Below are 23,371 nucleotides of genomic sequence, written 5' to 3'. Positions count from 1 at the left end.
CACCCCTAAACCTAGAAAGCCAGCCAGCACGGTGTTGAGCACCGCCTCATCGCCCCCTTCACCAGAACGATCACCCCGGCTGAGCCGCTCCGCCAAAAGGGCACCGGCCAGGCCGCTGATCACGCCACCGAGGCCCGGATCAAGCCGCAGTGCCAGCGCCAGCGCCAACCCCGGCAACACTGCGTGGGACACGAGATTGGCCAGGAACAGGCGCCGCTGCACCAGCAGCAAGGTGCCGGCCAATGGGCAGAGGCCGCCGATCACCAGCGCCAGCACCAGGGGCAGCAGCCACCAAAGAGTCTCCATAGGATCAGCGCACTACGCCCCAGCCACTCTGACCATGCCATCCCAGGTTGCCGCGTCAAGCGACCGCCAACAGCTGCTGCTTACGGCGTTGCGCCAAGCCGACCGGGAACTCTCCGGCCAGGACCTGCACGCCCTGCTGCGCCAAGGCTCCCAGCCCATGGGGCTGGCCACGGTTTACCGCCACCTGCGCCAGCTGCAGCAGCGGGGCTGGATCCGTTGCCGCCACCTGCCCAGCGGCGAGGCCCTGTTCGCCCCCACAGATCGGGACGAGCACCACCTCACCTGTGTCGACTGCGGCGCCACGGTGGTTCTTAATAACTGCCCCATGCACGACGTGCACCTAGACGGCGACCAGAGCGCAGGCTTCCAGCTGCTGTTTCACACCCTGGAATTTTTCGGGCTCTGCGGAAGCTGTCAGCAGCGCCAGGCCAGCTAGAGCCAGGCCATCAACCGCAGCAGTGGTTGCCTACCCGCAGGTCGCCGAGGGCCTGGCGCACCTGCTGGGGGCTGCCGTCGGCGAGTAGGGAGCGATCGAGCACCAGCACCCGGTCGTAGGCGTCGAGGTCGCGGCCCCAGTCGTGGCTGCTCACCAGCAGGGTGAGACCGGCATCGCGCAGCTGGCCCATCACCTTGAGCAGCTGGGTGCGTGAGGGGGGGTCGATGGCAGCGCAGGGCTCATCCAGCAGCAGCAGCCTGGCTGGCTGCACCAAGGTGCGGGCCAGCAGGGCTCGCTGCTGCTGGCCACCGGACAACTGATCCAGCCGCCGGCCCGCCAACCCGGCCAGGCCAACCCGCTGCAGGGCCGCTTCCACATCGCAGCAGCCAGGACGCTTGGCGGCCATCCGCCCCAGGGCCACCAACTCCCGCACATTTATCGGGAAGTGCCAGGCGATCTCCCCCCGCTGGGGCATCAGGGCCAACTGCTGTCGCGCCAGGGCCAAGGTAAGGGGCACCCCATCGAGCCGGATCGAACCGCTCTCGATCGGCAGCTGCCCCTCAATGGCCTGCAGCAGGGTGCTTTTGCCAGCGCCGTTGGGGCCCACCAGGGCGGTGAGCGTGCCGGGCTCGAGCGCAAAAGCCACGCCGTCGAGAGCCAGCTCGCCGCCGCGGCGCACCCGCAGCTCACTCACCTCAAGCGACACGCAACACCATCAGTGCAACCGCAAACCTAACGACGGTGGAACCCCAGCACCCGCGCTCCCAGCACGGCAAAAACCGACACCGCCGCGGTGGCCCCGAGGTCTCCGCCGATCCCCGCCAGGCGCGGAGCGAAGCTGAAGCTCAGCAGGGCGAACAGCAGGCCCATCGCCAGCAGCAGTGGCACCGGGCGAGGGTCGAGCCGCTCAGGAGCTGTCATACCGACGAAACTGGCGCCCAGCCACATGGCCGCCAAGGGCCCCGGCGCCAGCGCCAAAGAAGGGGGCAGCAGGGCCAGGAGCAGGGCCACCAGCAGGGAGGGCAGGGCGGATCCAAGCACCACCCCTAAGCCATAGCGGTAGCTGAGGGCGTGGGTGAGCAGCGGGGAGAGCAGGGAGGCGATCAGCACCAGCCAGCGCTCTGCGCCGGTAAAGGCATGCAGAGGGGCGCCTGCACCGACCGCACCGGAGACCAGGGCCAGACCCGTGGCGCCGAGCACCCCCAGAAAGGCGATGGTTCCAAGCTTGCCGCCGATCCCGCTCCAACTGTTCGTCAGGAGCAACAACGCCAGTCCGGCCAGCACCCCGGCCAGCACCACCCAGCCCGGATGGCCGAGCACCAGCTCAGAGGTCATCCCAGCAAAAGCGCCGCAGTACACCGGGGCAGCCACCCCCTGGCAACGACGGCTGGAATGGCCGATGGCCTCGACCAGCCCGCCGGCAACACCCACCAGCGCCGCAGCAAGTGCCACCGAGACAAGCGCTCCACGGCTCAGCGCCAGCACGACCAGAGCAGCGAAAGCTGCCAGCAGCACGGGCACGGGCTCGAAAGCTCCAGGGGGGCCATGGCCCGCATGCCGCAAAAAGCCCAGCAGAACCACCAGCGCCAGCAGCAGCAGCGCCAACGCCATCCCGCCCGGAGCCCCCAGCACGAAGGCATCGAGATAGAAAAACAGCAGCACACCCGCCATCAGCAGGGCGTGAGGCCTGGTCAGAGCAGAACGATCCACGCCCTGGATCAGCGGCATCAACTCCAACAATCCCACTTGGAGGGCTGCAGAACGAGCCAGAACCCACTCCCAAGTAAAATTTTGAGAACCATTATCATTCGTGGAACCAGGCGCGCCAGCTATGCCCCGTATCCCCGCTCCCGCAGCTGCCTCTCTTGCTCTGGCATTAGCAGCAGCCGTAGGACTGAAGGCTTGCCGCACTCCCCCACCGGCCGAGGTGATCGCTGCCGACGGGGTCCTTTGCGACATCACCCAACGCCTAGCCGCCAGCGACCTACGAGTGAGCTGCCTTTTGCAGCCGGGCGACGACCCCCATCAATTCCGGCTAACTCCCCAGCAGAGCCGGGAGCTCAGCCAGGCCCAGCTGGTACTGATCAACGGCTTCGGCCTCACCCCAGCCCTGGCCGAACTGACCAAGCCGGGAACAAGCCGGACCAAAACCGTAGCCGTAGCAGAGCTAGCCGTACCCAACAGCCCCGTCCTAGAGGCTGCGCCGCCCAAGACCGCCGATTCTCACCAGCACCACGATGAGGATGGCCAGCACCACGATCAAGATGAGCATGCCCATGGCGACAGGGATCCCCACGTGTGGCACGACCCAAGCCAGGCAGCTGCTCTGGTGCTGCTGGTGGCCCAGCAACTTCAGCAGCTAAAGCCTGCCGCCCAAGCCCCCATTGCCGCCCGGGCCCAGGCGATGACGGCGACTTTGCAGCAGCTGGACGCCTGGAACCGCCGGCAACTTGCCACCATTCCCACCGCCAGACCCCTGGCCACAGGACACCGAGCTTTTGCCAGCCTGGCCCGGGCCTACGGACTGCAGGAACTGGCGGTGGTGGATGCCAGCAGCAGCAGCGACAACCTGCGCCCCCAGGCCTTCCAGGCCGTGCTGGAGCAATTGCGGCGCGAGCAGGTGCCGATGCTGTTCGCCGAACAGCTGCCGGCAGGCAAAGCGCTGCAGCGGGTCAGCAGCCTCAGCGGTGTGCCCATCGGCGCCGCACCACTGGTGGCCGATGGTCTGGCAGCGGAACCCGATGGCAACGGCAACCTGGTAGCCACCCTCGCCGCCAACACCTGCCTGATCGTCAACGGCCTGGGCGGCCGCTGCGACCCATCCGGCCAGCAGGCCCTGAGCCAGCGCTGGCAGGCCATCCGCTGACGCCCAGCCAACAAGCTCAATGAGAATCGTTCTCATTCTTGCTATAGACTGGCTCCGTGCCCCGCCTCGCAGCCGTGAAAATTCGCCCAATCCTGCTGATTGCAGCAACTGCTGCTGGCGTACTGGCACCGGTAACCGCAGCTGCCGTTGAATTCGAGCCCGGCGACCTCAATACCGGCATCAGCCAGTTCTCTGATCTGCGCCCCACCGGCTGGGCCTATCAGGCGCTGACCAACCTGGTGGAGAAATACGGCTGCGTCGCCGGCTACCCCAACGGCAGCTTCAGAGGTGGGCAGGCCATGACCCGCTTTGAGGCCGCCGCCCTGCTCAACGCCTGTCTCGATCGCGTCACTGAAGTGACCGACACGCTCAAGCGCCTGATGGCCGAGTTTGCGCAGGAACTGGCCGTGCTCAAGGGCCGCGTCGATGGCCTCGAAGCAAAAGCGGGCCAAATCGAGGCCAGCCAGTTCTCCACCACCACCAAGCTCTCCGGCCTAGCCAGCTTGGTTGTGGGTGGGGTGAGCAACAATCCCGCCGGTGAGCAGGTCACGTTCAACTTCGACCTGCAGTTCAACCTCGACACCAGCTTCAGCGGCAAGGATCTGCTGCGCACCGTGCTGCGGGCCGGCAACTTCGATGGCGATCGCAATGCCTTCGGCGGCGGCCTCTCCACCCTGGAGATCGCCTTCCAGGAAGAGGGTGGCCCCGATGTGCTGGGCATCGACAAAATCTTTTATCAGTTCCCGTTTGGCAGCCAGTTCACCATCACCCTCGGCGGCCGGGTGGGCCAGGAGGACATGCTCGCCCTCTGGCCCAGCGCCTATCCAGGCGACACCATCCTCAACGCGCTCACCCTCAACGGTGCACCGCTTGCCTACAACAAAAACCTCGGCCCAGGCCTGGGCCTCTGGTGGCAACAGAACGGCTGGAGCGTGAGCGCTAACTACGTGGCGGGCAATGGTGCCGATTCCTCCCAGGGCCTATTCAGCAGCAGCTCAGCCGGCACCAGCACGGTGCAGCTGGGCTACGGCCAGGAGAACTGGGGCATCGCTGCGCTCTATTCCTATGTCGAGGCCGGTGTGGGTGTGCCCGGTGCCACCCCGTTCATCACCACCGAGATCGAGGAGAACGGCGTCAACACCAATGCCTTTGCCATCAGCGGCTTCTGGCAGCCGGCCGAGAGTGGCTGGCTGCCCTCGATCAGCGCTGGTTACGGCGTCAACGGCAGCTCCGGCTCAGACCTGCGCACCAGCCAGTCGTGGATGGTGGGCCTGCAATGGAACGATGTGCTGGCTGAAGGCAACAGCTTTGGCATGGGAGTGGGCCAACCCGCCTTTGCAACCGCCACCCGCAATGGGGCTGCCAGCGAATCCGGCGTGTGGGCTTGGGAGTGGTGGTACCAGTGGCAGGTCACCGACGCCATCTCCGTGACTCCGGCGATCTTCGTGCTCAACAATCCTGGGGGTAATGGGGGTGGTGCCAACCAATTCGGTGCCCTGATCAAAACCAGCTTCCAGTTTTGAGTCGAGCTAACCCCTGCCCCAATGGATTGCGGCAAAGGGTTCCTAGGGTCATCACAGCCAAGCCATGCCCCATTCCATGACCGCCAGTGCCACCCCCACGGGCCTGCCCGTGACAATCCTCACCGGCTTTCTGGGGGCGGGTAAGACCACCCTGCTCAACCACATTCTCAGCAATCAGCAGGGGGTCAAAACCGCCGTGCTGGTCAACGAATTCGGTGAAATCGGCATCGACAACGACCTGATTGTTGCCACCGGCGAAGACATGGTGGAGCTGAGCAACGGCTGCATCTGCTGCTCCATCAACGGTGAACTGCTCGAAGCTGTGTACCGCATCCTGGAGCGCCCCGATCCGGTGGACTATCTGGTGGTGGAGACCACCGGCCTGGCCGATCCCCTGCCGGTGGCCATGACCTTCCTCGGCAGCGACCTGCGAGATGCCACCAGGCTCGATTCGATCATCACCCTGGTTGACGCCGAGAACTTCAGCGACGAGCTGCTGGAGGGTGAGGTGGCCCGGGCCCAGATCGTTTACAGCGACATGCTGTTGCTAAACAAATGCGACTTGGTAGCTGAGGAGCGGCTGGCTGCCCTAGAGGCCCAGTTGCGCGAGATCAAGACCGATGCCCGCATCCTGCGCTCGGTGAAGGGCGAAGTGCCCCTGCCCCTACTACTCAGCGTGGGGCTGTTCGAAAGCGACAAAATCGTTGCCCAGCAGCAGCTCAGCGCCGAGCCAGACCACAGCTCCTGCGACCACGATCACGGCCACTGCGAGCACGAGCACCACGAGCACCACAACCACGATCATCACAAGCACGATCACGCCGATCACCCCGACCACGCCGCCATCGAGGGATTCACCTCGTTGTCGTTTGAATCAGAGGGGCCTTTCGCCCTGCGCAAATTTCAGAACTTTCTCGACAACCAGCTGCCAGCAGAGGTGTTTCGCGCCAAGGGGATCCTCTGGTTCAACGAAAGTGAGCGCCGCCATGTGTTCCACCTGGCTGGCAAGCGCTTCTCGATCGACGATTCCGACTGGCCAGAGGGCTCAGGGCGCAAGAACCAGATCGTGCTGATCGGTAAAAATCTCGACCACGCCCAGTTGCGCAAGCAACTGCAGGTGTGCGTTGCCAAAGATTCCGGCAAGGGCTTCGCTTGAACGGGATACTGACTCAGAGGATCCAGCCAAATTCATGATGTCCACCACCGTGCGCCAACTGGCCCCGGCCGCCGCCGCTGGCTTGGCCCTCAGCCTGTTGTCGACCCTGCCAGCAGGTGCCCATGGCCTGGCAAGCGCGGGCTTGGCCGCAGGAGCAAGCCACCCGCTGCTTGGGCTAGACCACTTGCTGTTGCTGCTTGGCGTTGGCGGCGCTGCCGCCCTGGCCGGCCCATCGCTACTGCTCGTGGCCCTAGCCGCTGCGATTGCTGGCAGCTTGTATGGGGCCCTAGGGGGCAACCTGCCAGGCGCCGAGGTGTTAGCAGCCTTGATGGTGTCTGGTCTTGGCCTAGCGCTGGCTGCACGCCAGGGCCAGCTGCTGGCCGTAGTGCTGGCAGGAGGAGTGGCTATTCACGCCATGCTGCATGGCCAGGAAGCAACAGGCAGCAGCGCAGATCTGCTGGGCTGGTGGCTAGGGGCGAGCCTCTGCTCAGCGGCCGTGGTGGGGGCAAGTTTCGCCGTGATCCGCCAGCTGGCCCCCAGCTGGGGACGGCGCTTGGCAGTTGCCCTCAGCATCGCTGGAGCGCTGCTAGCGCTTGCCCCGTTGGCGTGAGAACCGTCCCAAGCGGACACTTTTGTTACACAAGCCCCTTGCTGAGCTAGCTACGCTTATCAAATCGAAATCAAACGCCATGGCCGAGCTGATTCTTTTCTCCGGCGTTGTCGCCTTGTTTGGCTTGGCTTTTTGGCTCGCCACCGATTCCGATGATGACAATGGTGGTGGCGGCCTGATGCAGCCCGTGCTGGTCCCAGTGCGCGTCAGACAAAACCGGTGATATTGATTACATCATTTTGAATCAATAGTCTGCACGCCCATTGGCTAAATCCAATAGAAGTGTGGCTAGTTGGGTCCCCAGTGGACATCAACAAACTTCTGTTGTGAGGAGTCTATGAATCAGTTCCATCGCCTATTGCTGGCCCCATCCATTTTTGGCGCACTATTACCAAGCTTGGCCGCCCAAGACTCCGCCGTTGCCAATGAAATCCCGTTGCTGAATAGCCGGGAGGCAATCAACGACTACATGGAGCAACAAGAAATTGACGAGCTCAAGGCTTGGCGCTCCCTCAACCAGGTCACCAGCGTCAACCAATTTTCTGACGTAAGGCCCACCGACTGGGCTTATCAAGCACTGACCAATCTGGTTGAAAAGTACGGTTGCGTGGCCGGCTATCCCAACGGCACCTACAAGGGTGGACAGGCCATGACCCGCTACGAGGCGGCGGCCCTTTTGAATGCCTGCCTCGACCGTGTCACCGAAGTGACCGACGAGCTGCAGAGGTTGATGGATGAATTCAAGAAGGAGCTAGCTGTGCTGAAGGGCCGCGTCGACGGACTTGAGGCCAAGGTGGGCACCCTCGAAGCCCAGCAGTTTTCCACCACCACCAAGCTCAAAGGAGAGGTGAACTTCATCCTGGGTGGCGTACCCGACTACAACTCAGATACCAGTGGCCGGCAAGATCGCACCACCTTCAATTACGACCTGCGCCTGAATCTGGATACCAGCTTCACCGGCAAGGACCTGCTCAAAACCCGCCTGCGCTCGGGTAATTTCACGGCCTTCAGTCCCTTCAATGCTGGAGACAGCCTGTTCAAGTTGGATAAAGCCTCCAGCACTAATGCGGGAGCATCAGGCGCTGGTGGCCTCGATGCGGTGTCAATCGATCGCCTCTATTACCAGTTCCCGGTGGGCAAGCAATTCACGCTTACCGCCGGTGCCCTGGTGCGCAACACTGAAATTCTCGCCTTTATTCCCAGTGCCTACCGATCCCAGCTGCTCGACTTCTTCGCCGTGGCTGGGACCCCTGGTGCATACAATAAAGTGACCGGCCAGGGATTTGGCGCTGTTTGGAAGCAACAGGTAGCAAAAGGGCAGGGCTTCTGGAACGCCTCGCTCAACTACATCGCCCAGGATGGTGAGATTTCCAACGAGGGCATCTTCGACAGCGATGGCAGCCTCAACACCACGGCCCAGATCGGCTACAAAGCCCCCAACTGGGGAGCCGCCATCGCCTACCGCAACGGCACCACCGGCACCCGCACCATCAATGCCAACGGCACAGCAAACAGCAACCTGAGCTCTGGCCAGAGCTCCAACAGCTTCTCCTTATCTGGCTACTGGCAACCCCTTGACAGCGGCATTATCCCCTCGATCAGCGCTGGTTATGGCTTCACTGACATATCAGGGGGCGTAGCTGGAGCCGCCGATTCCCAGTCCTGGTACGTCGGCTTGCAGTGGGATGACGCCTTCGTTAAGGGCAACATCGCCGGTGTGGCAATTGGGCAGAACCCCAGCGCTGGAACAGGCATAGATGATCCTCTCTCTCTTGAGCTCTTCTACAAGTTCCAGGTAACTGACAACATCTCAATCACTCCAGGGCTGTTCTACATCACCAACAGTTCTAACCAGGTGAATGAAAAAGATCTCTGGGGTGGAGTGATTCAAACCCAGTTCCGCTTCTGATCTTGAAGCAAATCCACCTTGGGCGTAGCAATAGTTACGTCCAAGGCTTGCATTAATCACAGGGGGCAGGCGTGAGCGTTCTTAGCCTGAGGGCATTGTCAGCGCCAAATCCATTTCCAACATGACTCTCCCACCCAGCACTAGCTGCCAACGTTCCCGCCCCTGGGGCCTACATCTTGGCTTTTGTGCCCTAGCCGCTACCACCCTGGCCAGCGCCATCGGCGTGGCCGGCATGGCCCAGAACCGGCCCCAGGAAGTGAATGTCTATTCCGGAAGGCACTACAACACCGATAAACAGCTCTATAGCGAGTTCACCAAACGCACCGGTATCAAGGTGAACCTGCTGGAGGGTAAAGATGACGAGCTGATCCAGCGCCTGAAGAGCGAGGGCAACAACAGCAAAGCCGATCTGCTGGTACTGGTGGATGCGGCCCGGATTTATCGAGCCCAGGAGGCCAATCTGTTTAGGTCGATTCGCTCCGCTGAACTCAACAAGGACGTGCCGGCCAACCTGCGGGACCCCAAGGGTCATTGGTTTGCCTTGACCCGCCGGGCCCGCCCCGTAATGGTCAACCCAGCAATCGTGAAGCCCGGCCTGATCCGCAGCTACGCCGACCTCAGCCGTCCGGAGCTCAAAGGCAAGCTCTGCCTACGCAACCGCGCCAGCGTCTACAACCAATCGCTCACGGCCGATGAGCTGGTGCGGCGCGGCAAACCTGCCACCCAGCAATGGCTGCAGGGGATGCTCGCCAACACCAAAAGGCCCTTCTTTACCTCCGACACCCCCATGCTGCGAGCCGTGGGACAGGGACAGTGCGGCGCTGCTGTGGCCAATCAGTACTACCTAGCGCGCATGCTGCAAGACAAGAACAGCACTGAGCGCAGCACCGCTTCGAAGCTGAAAGTTGTGTGGCCCAACCCCACCCACATCAATATTTCGGCCGGTGGCGTCACCCGCAGCTCCCGCAACCCCGAGGGTGCGCAACGTCTGCTGGAGTTCCTGGTTTCGCCCCAATCAGGAGAGGGCTACGCCGCCGCCAACAACGAATACCCCCTCAAGGGCTGGGGCAACAACCCAACCCTGAAGGCATTTGGCACTTTTAAGGCCTCAACGGTCTCCATGGAGCAGCTGGGCCGCCGCAACCGCGAAGCGGTGCAACTGATGACGCAGGCTGGCTGGGAGTAACGACTTGGCATCGCGTTGACGCCCTCCACGATCCAAGGCGCCCCTGCGCAGGGACAAGGCGCTCCCGCGCAGGGACCGGGCCGCTCCAGCAGCCGGACCTGGCTCTTACTGGTTGTGATTTTGGCCAGTGGGCTCGCCCTATTGCCCCTGCTCAGCCTGTTGAAAGACGTGTTGATCAACAGGGGCGAAACCAAGCTGGTGCTGGGATTTGACGGGCTCAGACAGGTGCGGGGCACCTTGCTGCTGGTTGCAGGGGAGGGGCTCTTAGGCGCCGTTGTGGGAACTGCCATCGGCTGGCTCACCGCGGTTTGCCGCTTCCCAGGCCGCCGCTGGCTGCGCATCGCCCAACTGGTGCCAATGGCCTTCCCTGCCTACCTCCTGGCCGCCAGCCTGATCGACTGGGGCAGCTACCGGGGCCTGCGCATCCATGGCCTGGGCTGGGCCATCGTGCTGCTCACCCTGGCTAACTACAGCTATGTATTTCTGCTGAGCACCGAGAGCTTCTCTGTTAGTGGCAGGCGGCTATTGGAAGCCAGCCGCAGCCTTGGCGTGGGCCCTTGGAGAAGTTTTTTTCGCGTCGCCCTGCCAATTGCCCTGCCCTCGATCGGCGCCGGCATTGCCCTAAGTGCCATGGAGGTCGTGAACGATCTCGGCGCGGTGCGACTGCTTGGCGTGCCCAGCCTCTCTGCTGGCATCCTCGATCGCTGGCAGGTGGATGGCGATCCCCAGGGTGCGGCGCTGCTATCTCTGGTGGCTCTGGCAATCGTGGCGGTGTTGATCGCCAGCGAACGTCAGTTGCGCCAACGCAGTCGGCGCTGGAACCTGGAAGGCGGAACGGGCAGCGCCCACGTTTGGCATCTGGCGGGCTGGCGCGCCGCCCTGGCCCAGTTGTTCTGTGTGCTGCCACCCCTTATTGCTGTGGCCATTCCAGCCCTATGGATTCAACAGGGCTGGCAAGGGCTGCAGAGCGAATCGTTCGCAGAACTGGGCCAGCTGGCAAGCCGCAGCCTCGGTTTGGCCTTGATTGCCACTGCGGTGACCTGCCTGGGTTCGCTGCTGCTGGCCATCTGCCGGCGCTGGAGCCCCCAACCGCTCGTCCAACAGCTCAGCTTCATCGCCGGCTTGGGATACGCCATTCCCGGCAGTGTGCTGGCCCTCGGGCTGATCGTGCTGGGCGGCCCCCTCGGCTTCAGCCCAGTGCTGCTATTGCTCTGGGGCTACGGCGACCGCTTCATCGCTGTCTCAAAACAGGGGCTTGATGCTGCGCTTGAGCGCATACCCCCCAGCATCGACGAAACAGCGACCAGCCTTGGCTGCGACTGGCTGGCTGTGTTGCGGCGGATTCACCTGCCCCTACTGCGAGGGCCTCTGCTGGTGGGATCACTGCTGGTGTTTGTAGATGTGGTGAAAGAACTGCCGATCACCCTGGCCCTGCGGCCCTTCGATTTCGACACCCTGGCGGTGCGTGTATTCCAATACGCCAGTGATGAAAGGGTTGGTGCCGCAATGGCACCAGCCGTCATGATCATGGCGTTTGGCTTGCTAGCGGCATTTGCCCTAGTGCCCACCCTGGAGCAGCGCGACTAAGCGCTGCCGATCAGGCACCGATCAGGCTCCCTTCAATCAGGCGGCAGCCAAAGGGGCGGAATCAATTAGTTCCGGCGCCAGGCGCATGCCGACCTCGCCGACGGGGGCCTCGAGCAGCTGGGCCTGGCGAATCCGTGAAATCAGCCGCGTGGTGGTAACCCTGGTGGTGCCGATCAATTCACCGATCCGTTCATGGGTGAGACGAAACGGCAGATCACACCAGCTACCGCAGCGACGACCGAGTCGGCGCACCAGCAGACCAAACAATGCATGTAGCCGCTGGTCAGCGCTACCTAAGTGACGGATGCGCAGTAGCTGCAAGGTCCATTCATTGACGGCATCAAAGCCATCACCCTGCCGGAGCGTGGCGTCACTGCGGAAACTCAAAGGCGTGAGCGCCTCCACGCAGACACCCTCACTGCAGAGGCGCTCGGTGCATAGCTGATCCCCCGCTTGCAGGAAAGCCAAGGTCATCCCCTCGGTTTCCTCGCAGGGGCAATAGACGCGAGCCACACCGTCCAGCACCTCAATGCAGCTGCCAGCGGGGAGCAGGGCGGGGTTTAGCAGCACGGTTTGCCCAACTGGCATACGCACGGCGGCAAGGGAATCGGCGGGCAGGAAGCGAAAACTCATGGCCGCGGCAGAAGGCTTGTTGCGAATGAGTCGCAACCTAAACAAGAATGACGCCTTTTGCAAGCGATTCTCAATAACAACTAGCAATTGCAAGAGGGCAGGCGTCCGGGCCAAGCGCGGTTTCAATTGCGCTTTTTGTCTACTTTTTCACCAGTTGCATCTCTAACGCACGCAAAATCGGCCTTTGTAGCTATGGGCTACAACTTGCAGCCAAAATCCTCAGCCATAGGCATCCTGGAATTGCTTCCCACCGACGTTGGGGATTTTCCCTTCATGTTGAACCGCAACCCCATCTGCAGCCGCATCGGCCTGCTGGCCGCTGCCGCGAGCCTGCTGGCGGCAGCTCCAGCCCTAGCCCAAACAGAAACCCTCTACAAGCTAGACACCAAGTGCAGCATCAAAGGCGGTGAACCGCAGGCCTGCGTAGTGGAGGCTGTAAACGAGGGCAATGCAACCCTCTACCGCCACATCATGGGCAAAAACGTCGAAACGATTCGAGTAACCGATAGCCCAGTGCGGATGAGCATTTGGGTTGACAGCACCAAAACCTGGAAAAACCTCGACTCCGCAGCAGCTCGCTTCTCTACGAACACGATCTGCTTCAACGGGCGCGACCTGTGCGTGATCAACCCCAATTACCTCAACAGTGTTAAGGAAGACCGCCCTGACGCAACGGCAGGCCGCGACCTGATCAAGGTGCAGTTCGGCGCTGATGGCCGCATAGATCTCACCTGCTACGACGACGGCTGCAAGGGGGTCGGCAAATGAACAGTGCTCTCAAAACCCCGTGGAGTGGTCTGGGACTGGTGCTGGCGGGAGTGCTGGCCCTGCCGATCGGCACGGCGTTTGCCATTGATCGCCCCATGGCGAATAACCCCATGCCGGATAGCGGCACAGCCCAGCTGCTTGCCCGCGGTGGCGGTGGTGGGGGCTCCCGTGGTGGTGGTGGCGGATCCCGAGGCGGTGGTGGCGGTAGCGGTGGTGGCAGTGCCAGGCGAGCCAGTGGCAACAGCGGCTTCAGCAATGCCGGTGCGGGCCTCAACCGCGGCTCAAGCCGACCCACCGGTGGCTGGAGCAACAATGCCAAGGTTGGTGCGGGAGCCGGAGGGGCCGGAGGACCTTCCCTAAACCGGCCAGCAGCGACTAACCGTTCGGCAGCCGGCACGCGTCAATTACCAGGCGCCGGCCAAGGCGGTGACCGTATCGCCAACCGTGACGGCAATCGAAATGTAAATCGCGATGTGAATCGCAACGTCAATCGAAATGTGAATCGGAATATAAATCGCGATGTGAATCGCAACTGGAACCGAAGCGTCAATATCAACAATGTCAATGTACGCCCAGGTTGGGCGAGGCCCGGATGGGGTGTGGCACGCCCTTGGAACTACGGCTGGTATGGCGGCTGGTCGACCCCAACTTGGGGATGGTGGGGCGCGAGGGCAGCGGCTTGGGGAGTGGCAACTCTCGCCACCGCAGCAATTATTAACGAGTCCGTTAATAATGCCGTAAGCAGCAATACAACTTATATTGTTGTCCCGAATACTAACTATCAGTTGCTATTCGGAACGGTCCAACCATCCGGCACTAATGCAGTGAGTTTTGTGATGCAGGCAGATGGCAACAACTACCAGCTGACTGCTAACTGCAACCAAGGCACAATCAACGGTCAAGAGCCCAGCAATGCCGAAGAGGCCGAGCTACTCAATGCCGCCTGCCAAGTGGCATACGGATCGGTTTGACTGGCTAACAACCCATGGATCTGTCGCCATAGCAGCGGCAGATCCAACTTTTTTGATAAAAAAATTGATGGCAAAATGTAAGCCATCGTTCCAACTTCCATGTATTAGCCGAGATGATGAAGCAACTTCTTGGCAATCAAGCCAGGCAGCAGGCCAGAGCCATACCCATCTTGTTAGGGCTCAGCCTTGGCTGTGGCCTAACAAATGAACTGCGCGCCCAGCAGTCTGATACCGCCGCTGGTAATCCCCCTAGCGAAGAGACTCCCGCTGTCTCCACACCCCAGCCAGCGGCTGCCACTCCTTGGGCAGGCACAATTGAGTTATATGGCTTTGCTCCAGTGCGTAGCACCGGGACAACAACTGTCACAAATGGAACAAGAAACTTCAGTACGGACACCGATCTGAATCTCGGTGAAGTTCTTTCTAAGCTGAAGTGGGCAACCACCCTGCGCGGTAGCATCGAAAAGGATCGACTAGGTGTTTTAGTAGATCTGGATTACGTCAAACTTGGGCAATACGGATCAAAAACGGGCCAGCGTGGGATTTTCACGGGGAGTGCCGATGTCACCGCTAGCCAGGGTATTTACGATCTTGCCCTGCGCTATCGCTTTGGGGATCGAGAAGCTGCAGTGGGCAAGCCTGGGCAATTCAGCCTGATCCCCTACGCCGGCATACGGGTAATCGATGCCCAGCTGGATGTGGCAGCCCAGATTCAAGGCAGTGGAGGACGGGTCAGTTTTGAACGAGAAGGTTCTTTTGGACGCACCTGGGTTCAACCTCTTTTGGGAACCCAGGCTACGATTTTTATGTCTCCCCGCTTACGGGCATTTGCCCGCGCCGACATCGGTGGCTTTGGGCTAAGTGGATCAGAAGATCTTTCCGGAAACGCCCAGATCGGACTTGGCTATGCAGTTGGCAATAGCACTGACCTAAACATTTCCTGGCGCTATTCGGGGATCAATTACAATACTGGCAATACCCCCGATAGTGGCTACAGCAGCTATCGGAACGGCTTTGAAATTGGCCTCAAATTCTTCTTCTAACTAAAATGAAACGTCGCACCACTTTTCTTTCAGACTTCAAGGCATTTGTCGGCAAAGGTAATGTTGTCGATCTCGCTGTTGCAGTGGTTATCGGCGGAGCTTTTGGCAAAGTAGTGGATGCGGTAGTCAGCCTAGTGATGACCTCACTGCTTGCTCCTACGCTGAAAGCTGCCAATGTGTCGGCTATCAGCGCTTTGCCAGCAGGAGCTGTGCTCGTGGCGCTGATCAATTTCATCGTGATCGCCTTCGTGGTGTTCCTGATCGTGCGCGGCCTTGAAGCCATGAAGCGTGGCGAACGACCGATCTCAGCTCCCGATCCCCAGGCTCAACTTGCTGCTGCCGCTACCCGCCTGGCAGAAGCTTTAGAACGTCGCCAGCTCTGAAGGCCTCACCACACAGCGAAAACCCATATGGCCCGTGGAGGTATCAAGCCCCTGGGCCATTCGAGCTGCTGGTCGGTAACGACGGCAATAGCTAGGTGCACATAAATAAGAACCGCCCTTAACCACTTTGCGTGGTTGCTCGCCGTGCTGGGAGTGGCGATCGATGCTCGCTTCACGCGCTTTGACTTCGGCGGCTGCGGCGCAACAGCCTCCCGGGCTCTGCTGGTGGTGGCCATACCAGCTATCGGTCCACTCCCACACATTGCCGATCATGTCGACTAGCCCATAGCCGTTGGCAGGAAAAGCACCTACGGGGGAGGTGCGCTCGTAGCCATCTAAGCGGCTGTTGTGGTGGGGGAAATCACCCTGAAAGGTATTAGCTAGGGGCACCCCACCGGGATAGAGCTCTTCACCCCAGGCAAACTCGACATTGCACAGGCCGCCCCAAGCAGCCCGCTCCCATTCCTCCTCCGTAGGCAACTGTTTGCCGCACCAGCTGGCGTAGGCCAAAACGTCCTCCCAGGCAACATGGACCACCGGATGCTGCTCGCGGCGCTTAATCGAACTTCCCGGCCCCTCCGGATGACGCCAGTTTGCTCCGGCAAGATATTGCCACCAGCGGTAGTGGATTCCAGGCCCTAGCGGCCCCGGGGGCGGCACAAAAACAATTGATGCCGGCGCTAATCGTTCGTGATTGGCGCCGGGATAGAGAGCGGGGTTTGCTGGCTGCTCCGCCAGCGTGCGGTAACCGGTCGCTTTCACAAAGCTCCGAAACTGGGCGTTAGTAACGGGAGTGCGATCGATCCAGAATCCAGCAACCTCGACGTCATGGGCCGGAGCCTCCTCGGGGTAGTGGTGGTCTGACCCCATCCGGAAGCCGCCCGCCGGTATCCACACCATTCCAGGGAATGGGGGACGACCGGGGGATCGGGCGGTGCCGGCTGACATGGCGGCAGGATCAGGGTCCGCCGACAGTATTCACCATCTTCTCCATCACCTGCTGCAGCGAGAAGCTGGCAGCCTTTTGGCGGGGTGGGTATTCAGCGAAGGTGGCGAGGAACTGGGCCACGTAGGTCTGGGCTGGTACCAGAAGGAAAATGTGATCAAACATCCAGTCCCAATAGGTGTTTGAGGTCACATCAGCGCGCTCATAGGGGTCGGTGAGCAGGTTGAAGATCTTGGGTACCCGCAAAGCCGTAAACGGTTCGGCCCAGATCTGGCAGGTGCCCTGGGAGCGCTGCTCCATGAACACAAACTTCCAGTTGTCGTAACGCAGGCCGGTGAGGTCACCGTCGTCGGAGAAGTAGAAGAACTCAACCCGGGGACTCTTATCAGCCTGGCCAGTCCAATAATCGAGCATGTTGTAACCATCAAGGTGCACCTTGAAGGTCTTATTGCCCACCTGATAGCCCGCCTTGAGCTTCTCCTTGATCTCAGGCTCACCGGCCGCCGCCAGGATGGTGGGCAGCCAGTCGAGGTGGCTACAGATACCCGAGAAGATGGTGCCAGGAGCGATGTGCCCCGGCCAGCGCACTAGGGCCGGCACCCGATAAGCCCCTTCCCAATTGGTGTTCTTCTCGCTGCGGAAGGGTGTCATGCCGGCATCAGGCCAGCTGTTCATGTGGGGACCGTTGTCAGTGCCATACATCACGATGGTGTCATCGGTGACACCCAACTCGTCGAGCAGGTTGAGCATTTCACCAATGCACTCGTCGTGATAGATCATCACGTCGTGATACTCCGACTGCCAGCGACCGCTGCGGCCCACATCCTGGGGACGCGCATAGGTGCGGAAGTGCATGTGGGTGGTATTGAACCAGACGAAGAAGGGTTCACCAGAGGCAACGGCATCGCTAATGAAACGCTTTGCCTCAGCCATGAATTCATCATCGGCCGTCTCCATCCGCTTACGGGTTAGGGGGCCGGTGTTTTCAATCCGTTGGCTGCCGTCACCATTTGCCCAGCAATGCAACACACCGCGGGGACCGAAGCGCTCCTTGAAGTTCGGGAAATCTTCAGGCGTGGGATAGTCGCGCAGCTCAGGCTCCTCCTCGGCGTTGAGGTGATAGAGGTTGCCAAAAAACTCGTCAAAACCATGCATGGTCGGCAGATGCTCATCGCGATCGCCGAAGTGGTTTTTACCAAACTGGCCGGTGCGATAGCCCTGGGGCTTGAGCAGTTCAGCAATGGTGGGATCTTCTGCCTTAAAGCCGGCTTCGGCGCCAGGCAAACCCACCTTGCTGAGACCGGTGCGGAAGACGCTCTGGCCGGAAATGAAGGCCGCACGACCAGCGGTGCAGCTCTGTTCGGCGTAGTAGTGAATGAAGCGACCACCCTCCTTAGCCACACGGTCAATGTTGGGGGTCTGATAGCCCATCAAGCCATCGCTGTAGCAGCTCAGATTGCTTTGGCCGATGTCGTCACCCCAGAGGATGAGAACGTTGGGTTTTCCGTTTGGCATGGGAAGGAAAGAGACGAATACGCCTGCTCAAAGGATGGAATGCTGGCAGCACATCGCAAGAAAGCTATGCACTTCTTCACACCCAAATATTTAGGCCAGAATTTATTTGCGCAAATGCAAATATTGGCACAAATACAAAGATTAAATGCTACGGGCAAATCTGCCAGCCAGATTGCCAACCAAGATATTTCAGGCTTGAAGACGCCGCTGCCACTTCAAAAATGGAATCGATAGCAGCACAGTCATTAATAGATACACCAGGATGCCAAGTTTGACGGCAGGCACTTCCGGGGCGTAGGTGCCGGCCAGCAACAAGGCAAGACCTGGGTTACGCATCGATGTAACTAATGCCAAGGTGACCCCCAAGCAGGGATCTCGGTTTGTCAGGCCATAGCCCAAGGCCAGGCTGATCAACACCAAAGCCGCCATTACCGGCAGGGCAATCAAATTGGCTCCTAGATAGGAAACCAAAAGCGGCGCCGTTTTCCACAGCACAGCCAATACGAGCAGCAGCAGCAAACCATTAGCAACGCGATCGAGGGGGTTCTCCATTCGGCTTGCCCACTTAGGCGCGAAGCGCCTAAACAAGAAGCCCAACAACAGGGGCAGCAGCTGAACCAGGGCCACCTGCGCAGCTACGTGGTGTGACTGAACCTGCCAACCCTCGACTCCAAAGATGCGGGTGAAGCCGCTCGCCAGCAGGGGAATGGTGATGATCGCCGCCAAGGCTGCGGCCACTTGGAGTAGGGCGGCCAGGATGCGATCCCCCCCCTGCTTGCCCGCCTTGCGCATCAGCAGGGGGGCACTGGGGCAAACAGCCATCAGGGCGATGGAAAATCGAGCCGGCTGGGAGAGAGCCATGGTTGGTGGCAACAACAGCAACAGCGCGGCTGCCACTGGCACGAGCAGGCAGGTGCCGATGAGACCACGCAACAGCAGCCCCCGGTGCTGCTGCCAGCGGCTTAAGCCATCGAGGGGCAAGCCCACCCCCAGGGCAAACATGATCGCGAACAGGGTGGCAGAAACCAACAGGGGCGGGGATTGAGCCATCGGAGCAAGACGCTGAACAGCAGATCAAAAAAGAGCCAGGTGGCAGGGGCCTAGCTGCCGGCGCGGGCAGCAATCAGCCCCAGAGCCAGCACGCCGATCAAAGTGAGCATCACAGCTGTAGCAGCAGCTATGTGGGGCTTATCTCGGTAGATGTAGTCGTCTTGTTGGAGACGGCGCAACTCTTTGCGGTATTGGACCGTGGCTCCGGCCATGGCGAGAATCCCAGTGATGGTGAAGGCAGCAGCCACCAGCTGCACCCCCCACTCCACCTGGGCACCTTGGCCACCGGCGGCACGATCAATTGCTCCGACAATCTTGTCTAAGCCGAAGCCAAAACTGATCAGCGAGAGACAGGTGCGGATCCAGGCCATCAGGGTGCGTTCGGCCGCATCCCGGTTGCGTTGCTTGGCCAGTTCGTTGGTGAGATTCATGGGCGCCCCTCCGGGCTCAGGGATCGATGGGATGCTTCGGCCTCCAAATCACGGGCTAAAAACACATTGAGCAAGGTGCGAATCACCGCGACAACGCCCAATTGCACCAGATGGGCACCGGTAGGGGCAGTGGAGGTGGCGACGATGTCTGCCCCGAGCTGAAACTCCAGAGCCATCGCCAACCAGCTGCCGAAGGTGAGCCTCACCGCCTGAAAAGAACTGGGGCCGCGCCGCCGGGCACGCCAGCCCTGCCAGGCTTGGCGCAGGGTGATCAACAAACCGAGCACCACCGTGGCCAGCGAGAAGGCCTCAAGCACGCTGCGCAGGGCCATGGCCAGGGTGGCCAGTCCCTGATCAAAAACAAGCAAAAAGCTTGGCTCGGAGCTAGGCATCGAAGTCAGCTGGCAAGCATGGGTGCATTCACTTTCCCAAAGCTAAGTAGCACTGCAGATGCCGTCAGCTGCGCTGACGCTTTTGCAAAAGGCTGCGTTTAGGAGTTGCCTTGAGATGTATTCGGGAACTACTCAGCCGCCGCACAGCTGGGGCAGAGGGCTCGCACGTTGAGCACGCACTCAAGCAAGCGGAAGCCATAGCCACCCGCGGCCCGCTCGCCAGCCTGGAGCACCGCAGAATTTTCAAATTCTTCAGTGCGGCCACAACGCACACACACCAGATGGTGATGGTCGCGGTGGGCATCACTGGCCAGTTCAAAGCGGCGACCACCCTCCGGGAGCTCCAGCTCCTGCAGCAGCCCCATGGAGCTGAGCAGCCGCAGGGTGCGATACACGGTGGCGAGCGACACCCGCTCCTCGCTGCGCAGCAGGCGCTGGTGCACCTCTTCAGCGCCTAGGTGGCTGCCTTCACCAATGCGCTCAAAAAGGGCCAACACCCTCTGGCGCTGGGGCGTCAGCCTCTGGCCGCGATCGTGCAGGCTGGAGCGCAGGCCATCGCCACCGGCGGGAAGGGTTGCAGCGGGGGGCTGGGCTCCAGGGCTGAGTCGGGCGGTCACAGCGTGATCCCAAGCTTCTCAACAATAGGTGCAGTTGCGAAGAGGTGCCATGAGCAAACCCCGGGCCGTCTTTCTCGATGCCCTCAGCCTGGGCCCGGTAGACCTGACCCCCCTGGAGCGTCATGCCGAGCTGATCTCCTGGCCAAGCACCCCGCCGGAGCTCCGCCTGGAGCGGCTTCAGGGGGCCGCGATTGCCATCACCAACAAGATCCGGCTGGATGGAGAGCTGTTGCGACGGCTGCCCCAGCTGCGGCTGATCTGCGCAGCTAGCACCGGCACCGACCAGATCGATGGCCAGGCCTGCAGCGAGCTGGGTATCGCCGTGCGCAATGCCGGTCGCTACAGCACGGCCTCGGTGGTGCAGGTGACCTGGGCGCTGATCCTGGAGTTGGTCTGCGATCTGCAAACCCGGCGGCGCCAGGTGCTGCAGGGCGACTGGCAACGCAGCCCAGTCTTTTCCCTGGTGGAGCCAGAATTTAATGAACTAGCCGGCCGCACCCTCACCGTGCTGGGAGCCGGCACCATCGGCCGAGGCGTGGCGGCCGTGGCGGAAGCCTTTGGTATGGAGGTGCGCCTGATCACCAGCCGCAGCAGTGCCGGCGAACTCGAAGCCGCCCTGCGCCAGGCGGATGTGCTGAGCCTGCATGCCCCGCTCACCCCGGCGACCCGGGGCCTGATCAACGCCGAGCGGCTGAGCTGGTTGAAGCCGCCTGCCGTACTGGTGAACCTGGGCCGGGGCGGCCTGATCGAGCTGCCGGCCTTAATTGAAGCCCTGGAGCAGGACCGCCTGGCTGGAGCTGCGCTCGACGTGCTTGACAAGGAGCCGCCAGGCGACGAGTTGGAGGCCCTTAAAAAGGTGCCAAACCTGATCCTGACGCCCCACATCGGCTGGGCTTCCCGCCAAGCCCGCCAGCGCCTGGTGGCCGCCCTTGCCGGGCATCTGACAGAGGCAGACTGAACCCATCTCCCCAGGCCGCGAGCTGCCATGCCCACCCAAGCCGCCGTTCAGGCCTATTACGGCCAGGAGCTCACCGGCACGGCCGACCTCAAAACCAGCGCCTGCTGCGATGCCGACGCGGTGCCGGCCTGGCTGCGGCCGCTGCTGGCCCGCATCCACCCGGACGTGCTGCAGCGCTATTACGGCTGCGGCCTGGTGTGCCCGCCCCTGCTGGAGGGCTGCCGCATTCTCGATCTGGGCTGCGGCACGGGCCGCGACGTCTACGCCCTAGCCCAGCTGGTGGGAGCGAGCGGCTCAGTGGTGGGCGTCGACATGACGCCGGAGCAGCTAGCGGTGGCCCGCGAGCACCTGGACTTCCATGCCGAGCAGTTCGGCTACGCCAACGTGTCGTTTCTGGAGGGCACGATCGAAGCTCTCGAGGCCCTGCCCCTGGAGCCCGGCAGTTTCGATGTGGTGGTGAGCAATTGCGTGCTCAACCTCTCCACCGATAAAGCGGCTGTGCTGCAAGGGGTGAAACTGCTGCTCAAACCCGGCGGGGAGCTGTACTTCTCCGATGTGTATGTGGATCGGCGACTGCCGGAAGCGGTGCGGCGCGATCCAGTGCTCTACGGCGAATGCCTGGGCGGAGCCCTCTACTGGAACGACTTCCTGCGCCTCGCCAAGGGTGCTGGCTTACCCGACCCACGGCTGGTGAGCGACCGCGAGCTCCGGATCACCGAGCCGGCCCTGGCCCCCCTGGTGGGCGAGGCCCGCTTCTATGCCGCCACCTACCGCCTGTTCAACCTCGCCGAACTGGAGGATGCCTGCGAAGACCATGGCCAGGCCGTGATCTACCGCGGCACGATCCCCCTCCACCCCAACCGCTTTGACCTCGATAGCCACCACGCCATCGAAACCGGCCGGGTGTTTCCGGTGTGCGGCAACAGCTTCCGCATGCTGCAGGCGACGCGATTTGCGCCCCATTTCACGTTCATCGGCGACTTCAGCCGCCATTACGGCCTGTTCCCCGGCTGCGGCAGCAGCCTGCCCTTCACGGGCAGCGGCTCCGGTGAGGGCGAAGGTTCAGATGGGGATTCAGGGAGCTGTTGCTGAATTACGGAGCAAAGAAGACCCATCCAACCGGGCCGTGAGCGCCGCCAGCAGATCGGCAATGGTCACCACCAGCCGGTAGCTGATGGCGATCGCCAGCAGCGGCGCCTCGGGAATGGCGAAGCCGAGGCGCAGCAGCAGCACCGACTCGAACACGCCCAGGCCGCCGGGGGCGCCGGGCACCACCAGGCCAGCGGTCCAGGCCAGGGCGAAGCCCGCCAGCCAGCCGCCCCAGCTGAGGCTGTAGGAGAGATCGAAGGCCTGCACGCAGCAGGCAAAGCCGCCAAAGCGCAGCAGCACAAATCCAAACTGCACCAGCAGCGGCGGCCAAGGATAGGAGCGAATCGGCGCAGTGGCGGCCGCCTCGATGTCCATGGCCAGCGCCGAGGCCTTGCGGCGCTCCTGGCGACTGAGCAGGGGGTTGAGCAAACGCGGCCAGAGCAAGACCAAGGGCAACAACCCCAACAAGGCCAGGCCCTGTTGCCAGCCGCCCGCAGACACCAGCGCCAGGGCCGCCACCGCCGCCACCAAGGGGTCCAGCAGCACCGCCACTAGGGCCAAAGCGCCCGGGGCCGGGGCCGCCAAGGGCGCCTCAGCGCTGCGCAACAGCTGCACGCGACTGCTGAGGTGCCAGATGCCGCCGGGCAGGAATTTGCGCAGGTTGGTATCGAGGTAGGCCCGCACCAGTTCGCCCCAGCGCGGGCGCAGCCCGAGCCAGCGCAAAACCACGCCGAAGGCCAGGCCGTTGGCCACCAGGCTCAGCAAGCTCACCCCCACCCCCAGCAGCAACCACAGCCAGCCCTGACGATCGAGGCTGAGCTGCAGCAGCTGGCGCCCGTGGCCCACTAGGGCCGCCAGCAGAAAACCGAAACTCAGCAGGCTGATCCACAGCTTCAGGCCGCCGGGCAAGGGCGGCAAGCCCTCCCACCAGGCGACCAAACGAGTCAGCCCGCGGCGGCAGCGCTGAAGCAGGGCGTGGGCAAAAGGCGGCATGCT

26 protein-coding genes are annotated in these 23,371 nt (G+C 61.9%); 15 read left to right on the top strand and 11 right to left on the bottom strand.

Annotated features, from left to right (window positions below; translation table 11 throughout):
* Positions 1 to 306: metal ABC transporter permease (locus KBY75_RS10995; RefSeq protein WP_255023929.1), on the bottom strand; the 306-nt coding region annotated here is incomplete at its 3' end.
* Between the two features lie 34 nt (positions 307 to 340).
* On the opposite strand from KBY75_RS10995, the gene KBY75_RS10990 reads away from it, so the two are divergent.
* Entirely contained in the window at positions 341 to 742 is a 402-nt protein-coding gene (locus tag KBY75_RS10990; RefSeq protein WP_255023928.1) for a transcriptional repressor, read from the top strand.
* 10 nt (positions 743 to 752) lie between these two features.
* Here the strand turns inward: KBY75_RS10990 and KBY75_RS10985 are convergent, their stop codons facing one another.
* Complete coding sequence (locus KBY75_RS10985; RefSeq protein ID WP_255023927.1) at positions 753 to 1,448, bottom strand: metal ABC transporter ATP-binding protein; 696 nt, start codon at positions 1,446 to 1,448, stop codon at positions 753 to 755.
* 26 nt (positions 1,449 to 1,474) lie between these two features.
* Entirely contained in the window at positions 1,475 to 2,488 is a 1,014-nt protein-coding gene (locus KBY75_RS10980) for a hypothetical protein (RefSeq protein ID WP_255023926.1), read from the bottom strand.
* A gap of 85 nt (positions 2,489 to 2,573) precedes the next feature.
* On the opposite strand from KBY75_RS10980, the gene KBY75_RS10975 reads away from it, so the two are divergent.
* The 8 genes from KBY75_RS10975 to KBY75_RS10940 all read left to right on the top strand — a co-directional run bounded on the left by KBY75_RS10975 (position 2,574) and on the right by KBY75_RS10940 (position 11,579).
* Positions 2,574 to 3,608 carry a metal ABC transporter substrate-binding protein gene (locus KBY75_RS10975; RefSeq protein ID WP_255023925.1) on the top strand — a complete coding sequence of 345 codons (1,035 nt, stop codon included), beginning with the start codon at positions 2,574 to 2,576 and terminating at the stop codon, positions 3,606 to 3,608.
* Positions 3,609 to 3,682: 74 nt separating this feature from the next.
* A complete protein-coding gene (locus KBY75_RS10970; protein WP_255023924.1) occupies positions 3,683 to 5,131 on the top strand; it encodes an iron uptake porin in 1,449 nt (482 codons plus the stop codon).
* A 76-nt stretch (positions 5,132 to 5,207) separates the two neighbouring features.
* Entirely contained in the window at positions 5,208 to 6,287 is a 1,080-nt protein-coding gene (locus KBY75_RS10965) for a CobW family GTP-binding protein (RefSeq protein ID WP_396098237.1), read from the top strand.
* 37 nt (positions 6,288 to 6,324) lie between these two features.
* Positions 6,325 to 6,897 (top strand): HupE/UreJ family protein, encoded by a 573-nt coding sequence (locus tag KBY75_RS10960; protein WP_255023922.1) that lies wholly within the window; start codon positions 6,325 to 6,327, stop codon positions 6,895 to 6,897.
* Between the two features lie 79 nt (positions 6,898 to 6,976).
* Positions 6,977 to 7,120, top strand: coding sequence for a hypothetical protein (locus KBY75_RS10955; protein ID WP_254936528.1), 144 nt, complete (start codon positions 6,977 to 6,979; stop codon positions 7,118 to 7,120).
* 114 nt (positions 7,121 to 7,234) lie between these two features.
* The gene (locus KBY75_RS10950) at positions 7,235 to 8,806 is read left to right on the top strand and encodes an iron uptake porin (protein WP_255023921.1); all 1,572 of its coding nucleotides are present in this window, start codon (positions 7,235 to 7,237) and stop codon (positions 8,804 to 8,806) included.
* 121 nt (positions 8,807 to 8,927) lie between these two features.
* Positions 8,928 to 9,992 (top strand): extracellular solute-binding protein, encoded by a 1,065-nt coding sequence (locus tag KBY75_RS10945; RefSeq protein WP_255023920.1) that lies wholly within the window; start codon positions 8,928 to 8,930, stop codon positions 9,990 to 9,992.
* Between the two features lie 114 nt (positions 9,993 to 10,106).
* On the top strand, positions 10,107 to 11,579 hold the full coding sequence (locus tag KBY75_RS10940; protein WP_254936531.1) for an iron ABC transporter permease: 1,473 nt from the start codon (positions 10,107 to 10,109) through the stop codon (positions 11,577 to 11,579).
* 36 nt (positions 11,580 to 11,615) lie between these two features.
* Here the strand turns inward: KBY75_RS10940 and KBY75_RS10935 are convergent, their stop codons facing one another.
* On the bottom strand, positions 11,616 to 12,212 hold the full coding sequence (locus tag KBY75_RS10935; RefSeq protein WP_255023919.1) for a Crp/Fnr family transcriptional regulator: 597 nt from the start codon (positions 12,210 to 12,212) through the stop codon (positions 11,616 to 11,618).
* 204 nt (positions 12,213 to 12,416) lie between these two features.
* On the opposite strand from KBY75_RS10935, the gene KBY75_RS10930 reads away from it, so the two are divergent.
* The 4 genes from KBY75_RS10930 to mscL all read left to right on the top strand — a co-directional run bounded on the left by KBY75_RS10930 (position 12,417) and on the right by mscL (position 15,377).
* Positions 12,417 to 12,980: a hypothetical protein gene (locus KBY75_RS10930; RefSeq protein WP_255023918.1), complete on the top strand. Its 564-nt coding sequence runs from the start codon at positions 12,417 to 12,419 to the stop codon at positions 12,978 to 12,980.
* Entirely contained in the window at positions 12,977 to 13,951 is a 975-nt protein-coding gene (locus tag KBY75_RS10925) for a hypothetical protein (protein WP_255023932.1), read from the top strand. The genes KBY75_RS10930 and KBY75_RS10925 overlap by 4 nt, the downstream gene beginning before the upstream one ends.
* Before the next feature lie 116 nt (positions 13,952 to 14,067).
* Positions 14,068 to 14,994, top strand: coding sequence for a hypothetical protein (locus KBY75_RS10920; RefSeq protein WP_255023917.1), 927 nt, complete (start codon positions 14,068 to 14,070; stop codon positions 14,992 to 14,994).
* 5 nt (positions 14,995 to 14,999) lie between these two features.
* Entirely contained in the window at positions 15,000 to 15,377 is a 378-nt protein-coding gene (gene mscL, locus KBY75_RS10915) for a large conductance mechanosensitive channel protein MscL (protein WP_255023916.1), read from the top strand.
* On the opposite strand, the gene KBY75_RS10910 is transcribed toward mscL, so the two are convergent.
* The 6 genes from KBY75_RS10910 to KBY75_RS10885 all read right to left on the bottom strand — a co-directional run bounded on the left by KBY75_RS10910 (position 15,357) and on the right by KBY75_RS10885 (position 20,328).
* Positions 15,357 to 16,325 (bottom strand): formylglycine-generating enzyme family protein, encoded by a 969-nt coding sequence (locus tag KBY75_RS10910; RefSeq protein WP_255023915.1) that lies wholly within the window; start codon positions 16,323 to 16,325, stop codon positions 15,357 to 15,359. The two genes, mscL and KBY75_RS10910, sit on opposite strands and share 21 nt — an antisense overlap.
* 10 nt (positions 16,326 to 16,335) lie before the next feature.
* Positions 16,336 to 17,838 (bottom strand): arylsulfatase, encoded by a 1,503-nt coding sequence (locus KBY75_RS10905; protein ID WP_255023914.1) that lies wholly within the window; start codon positions 17,836 to 17,838, stop codon positions 16,336 to 16,338.
* Between the two features lie 189 nt (positions 17,839 to 18,027).
* Positions 18,028 to 18,888: a bile acid:sodium symporter gene (locus KBY75_RS10900; protein WP_255023913.1), complete on the bottom strand. Its 861-nt coding sequence runs from the start codon at positions 18,886 to 18,888 to the stop codon at positions 18,028 to 18,030.
* A 50-nt stretch (positions 18,889 to 18,938) separates the two neighbouring features.
* Positions 18,939 to 19,319 (bottom strand): YidH family protein, encoded by a 381-nt coding sequence (locus KBY75_RS10895; RefSeq protein ID WP_255023912.1) that lies wholly within the window; start codon positions 19,317 to 19,319, stop codon positions 18,939 to 18,941.
* Entirely contained in the window at positions 19,316 to 19,711 is a 396-nt protein-coding gene (locus KBY75_RS10890) for a DUF1622 domain-containing protein (protein WP_255023911.1), read from the bottom strand. The genes KBY75_RS10895 and KBY75_RS10890 overlap by 4 nt, the downstream gene beginning before the upstream one ends.
* Before the next feature lie 128 nt (positions 19,712 to 19,839).
* Entirely contained in the window at positions 19,840 to 20,328 is a 489-nt protein-coding gene (locus tag KBY75_RS10885; RefSeq protein ID WP_396098229.1) for a Fur family transcriptional regulator, read from the bottom strand.
* A 49-nt stretch (positions 20,329 to 20,377) separates the two neighbouring features.
* Between KBY75_RS10885 and KBY75_RS10880 the strand changes: the two genes are divergently transcribed.
* Positions 20,378 to 21,286: an NAD(P)-dependent oxidoreductase gene (locus tag KBY75_RS10880; RefSeq protein ID WP_255023910.1), complete on the top strand. Its 909-nt coding sequence runs from the start codon at positions 20,378 to 20,380 to the stop codon at positions 21,284 to 21,286.
* Positions 21,287 to 21,313: 27 nt separating this feature from the next.
* Positions 21,314 to 22,378, top strand: coding sequence for a methyltransferase domain-containing protein (locus KBY75_RS10875; RefSeq protein ID WP_255023909.1), 1,065 nt, complete (start codon positions 21,314 to 21,316; stop codon positions 22,376 to 22,378).
* On the opposite strand, the gene KBY75_RS10870 is transcribed toward KBY75_RS10875, so the two are convergent.
* A complete protein-coding gene (locus tag KBY75_RS10870) occupies positions 22,361 to 23,368 on the bottom strand; it encodes a lysylphosphatidylglycerol synthase domain-containing protein (RefSeq protein WP_255023908.1) in 1,008 nt (335 codons plus the stop codon). The two genes, KBY75_RS10875 and KBY75_RS10870, sit on opposite strands and share 18 nt — an antisense overlap.
* Positions 23,369 to 23,371 lie beyond the last annotated feature (3 nt).

The organism is Cyanobium sp. T1G-Tous (assembly GCF_024345455.1).
Taxonomy (GTDB): Bacteria; Cyanobacteriota; Cyanobacteriia; order PCC-6307; family Cyanobiaceae; genus Cyanobium_A.
This window is presented reverse-complemented; position numbering and strand designations above follow the sequence as displayed.

What these genes read in the sequence shown, in the direction of transcription:
- KBY75_RS10880 (WP_255023910.1), top strand. Translation starts at nt 20,378, where the DNA reads ATGAGCAAACCCCGGGCCGTCTTTCTCGATGCCCTCAGCCTGGGCCCG.
- mscL (WP_255023916.1), top strand. Translation starts at nt 15,000, where the DNA reads ATGAAACGTCGCACCACTTTTCTTTCAGACTTCAAGGCATTTGTCGGC.
- KBY75_RS10960 (WP_255023922.1), top strand. Translation starts at nt 6,325, where the DNA reads ATGTCCACCACCGTGCGCCAACTGGCCCCGGCCGCCGCCGCTGGCTTG.
- KBY75_RS10870 (WP_255023908.1), bottom strand. Translation starts at nt 23,368, where the DNA reads ATGCCGCCTTTTGCCCACGCCCTGCTTCAGCGCTGCCGCCGCGGGCTG.
- KBY75_RS10945 (WP_255023920.1), top strand. Translation starts at nt 8,928, where the DNA reads ATGACTCTCCCACCCAGCACTAGCTGCCAACGTTCCCGCCCCTGGGGC.
- KBY75_RS10875 (WP_255023909.1), top strand. Translation starts at nt 21,314, where the DNA reads ATGCCCACCCAAGCCGCCGTTCAGGCCTATTACGGCCAGGAGCTCACC.
- KBY75_RS10935 (WP_255023919.1), bottom strand. Translation starts at nt 12,212, where the DNA reads ATGAGTTTTCGCTTCCTGCCCGCCGATTCCCTTGCCGCCGTGCGTATG.
- KBY75_RS10920 (WP_255023917.1), top strand. Translation starts at nt 14,068, where the DNA reads ATGAAGCAACTTCTTGGCAATCAAGCCAGGCAGCAGGCCAGAGCCATA.
- KBY75_RS10895 (WP_255023912.1), bottom strand. Translation starts at nt 19,319, where the DNA reads ATGAATCTCACCAACGAACTGGCCAAGCAACGCAACCGGGATGCGGCC.
- KBY75_RS10925 (WP_255023932.1), top strand. Translation starts at nt 12,977, where the DNA reads ATGAACAGTGCTCTCAAAACCCCGTGGAGTGGTCTGGGACTGGTGCTG.
- KBY75_RS10910 (WP_255023915.1), bottom strand. Translation starts at nt 16,325, where the DNA reads ATGTCAGCCGGCACCGCCCGATCCCCCGGTCGTCCCCCATTCCCTGGA.
- KBY75_RS10950 (WP_255023921.1), top strand. Translation starts at nt 7,235, where the DNA reads ATGAATCAGTTCCATCGCCTATTGCTGGCCCCATCCATTTTTGGCGCA.
- KBY75_RS10905 (WP_255023914.1), bottom strand. Translation starts at nt 17,838, where the DNA reads ATGCCAAACGGAAAACCCAACGTTCTCATCCTCTGGGGTGACGACATC.
- KBY75_RS10990 (WP_255023928.1), top strand. Translation starts at nt 341, where the DNA reads ATGCCATCCCAGGTTGCCGCGTCAAGCGACCGCCAACAGCTGCTGCTT.
- KBY75_RS10955 (WP_254936528.1), top strand. Translation starts at nt 6,977, where the DNA reads ATGGCCGAGCTGATTCTTTTCTCCGGCGTTGTCGCCTTGTTTGGCTTG.
- KBY75_RS10890 (WP_255023911.1), bottom strand. Translation starts at nt 19,711, where the DNA reads ATGCCTAGCTCCGAGCCAAGCTTTTTGCTTGTTTTTGATCAGGGACTG.
- KBY75_RS10965 (WP_396098237.1), top strand. Translation starts at nt 5,208, where the DNA reads ATGACCGCCAGTGCCACCCCCACGGGCCTGCCCGTGACAATCCTCACC.
- KBY75_RS10900 (WP_255023913.1), bottom strand. Translation starts at nt 18,888, where the DNA reads ATGGCTCAATCCCCGCCCCTGTTGGTTTCTGCCACCCTGTTCGCGATC.
- KBY75_RS10975 (WP_255023925.1), top strand. Translation starts at nt 2,574, where the DNA reads ATGCCCCGTATCCCCGCTCCCGCAGCTGCCTCTCTTGCTCTGGCATTA.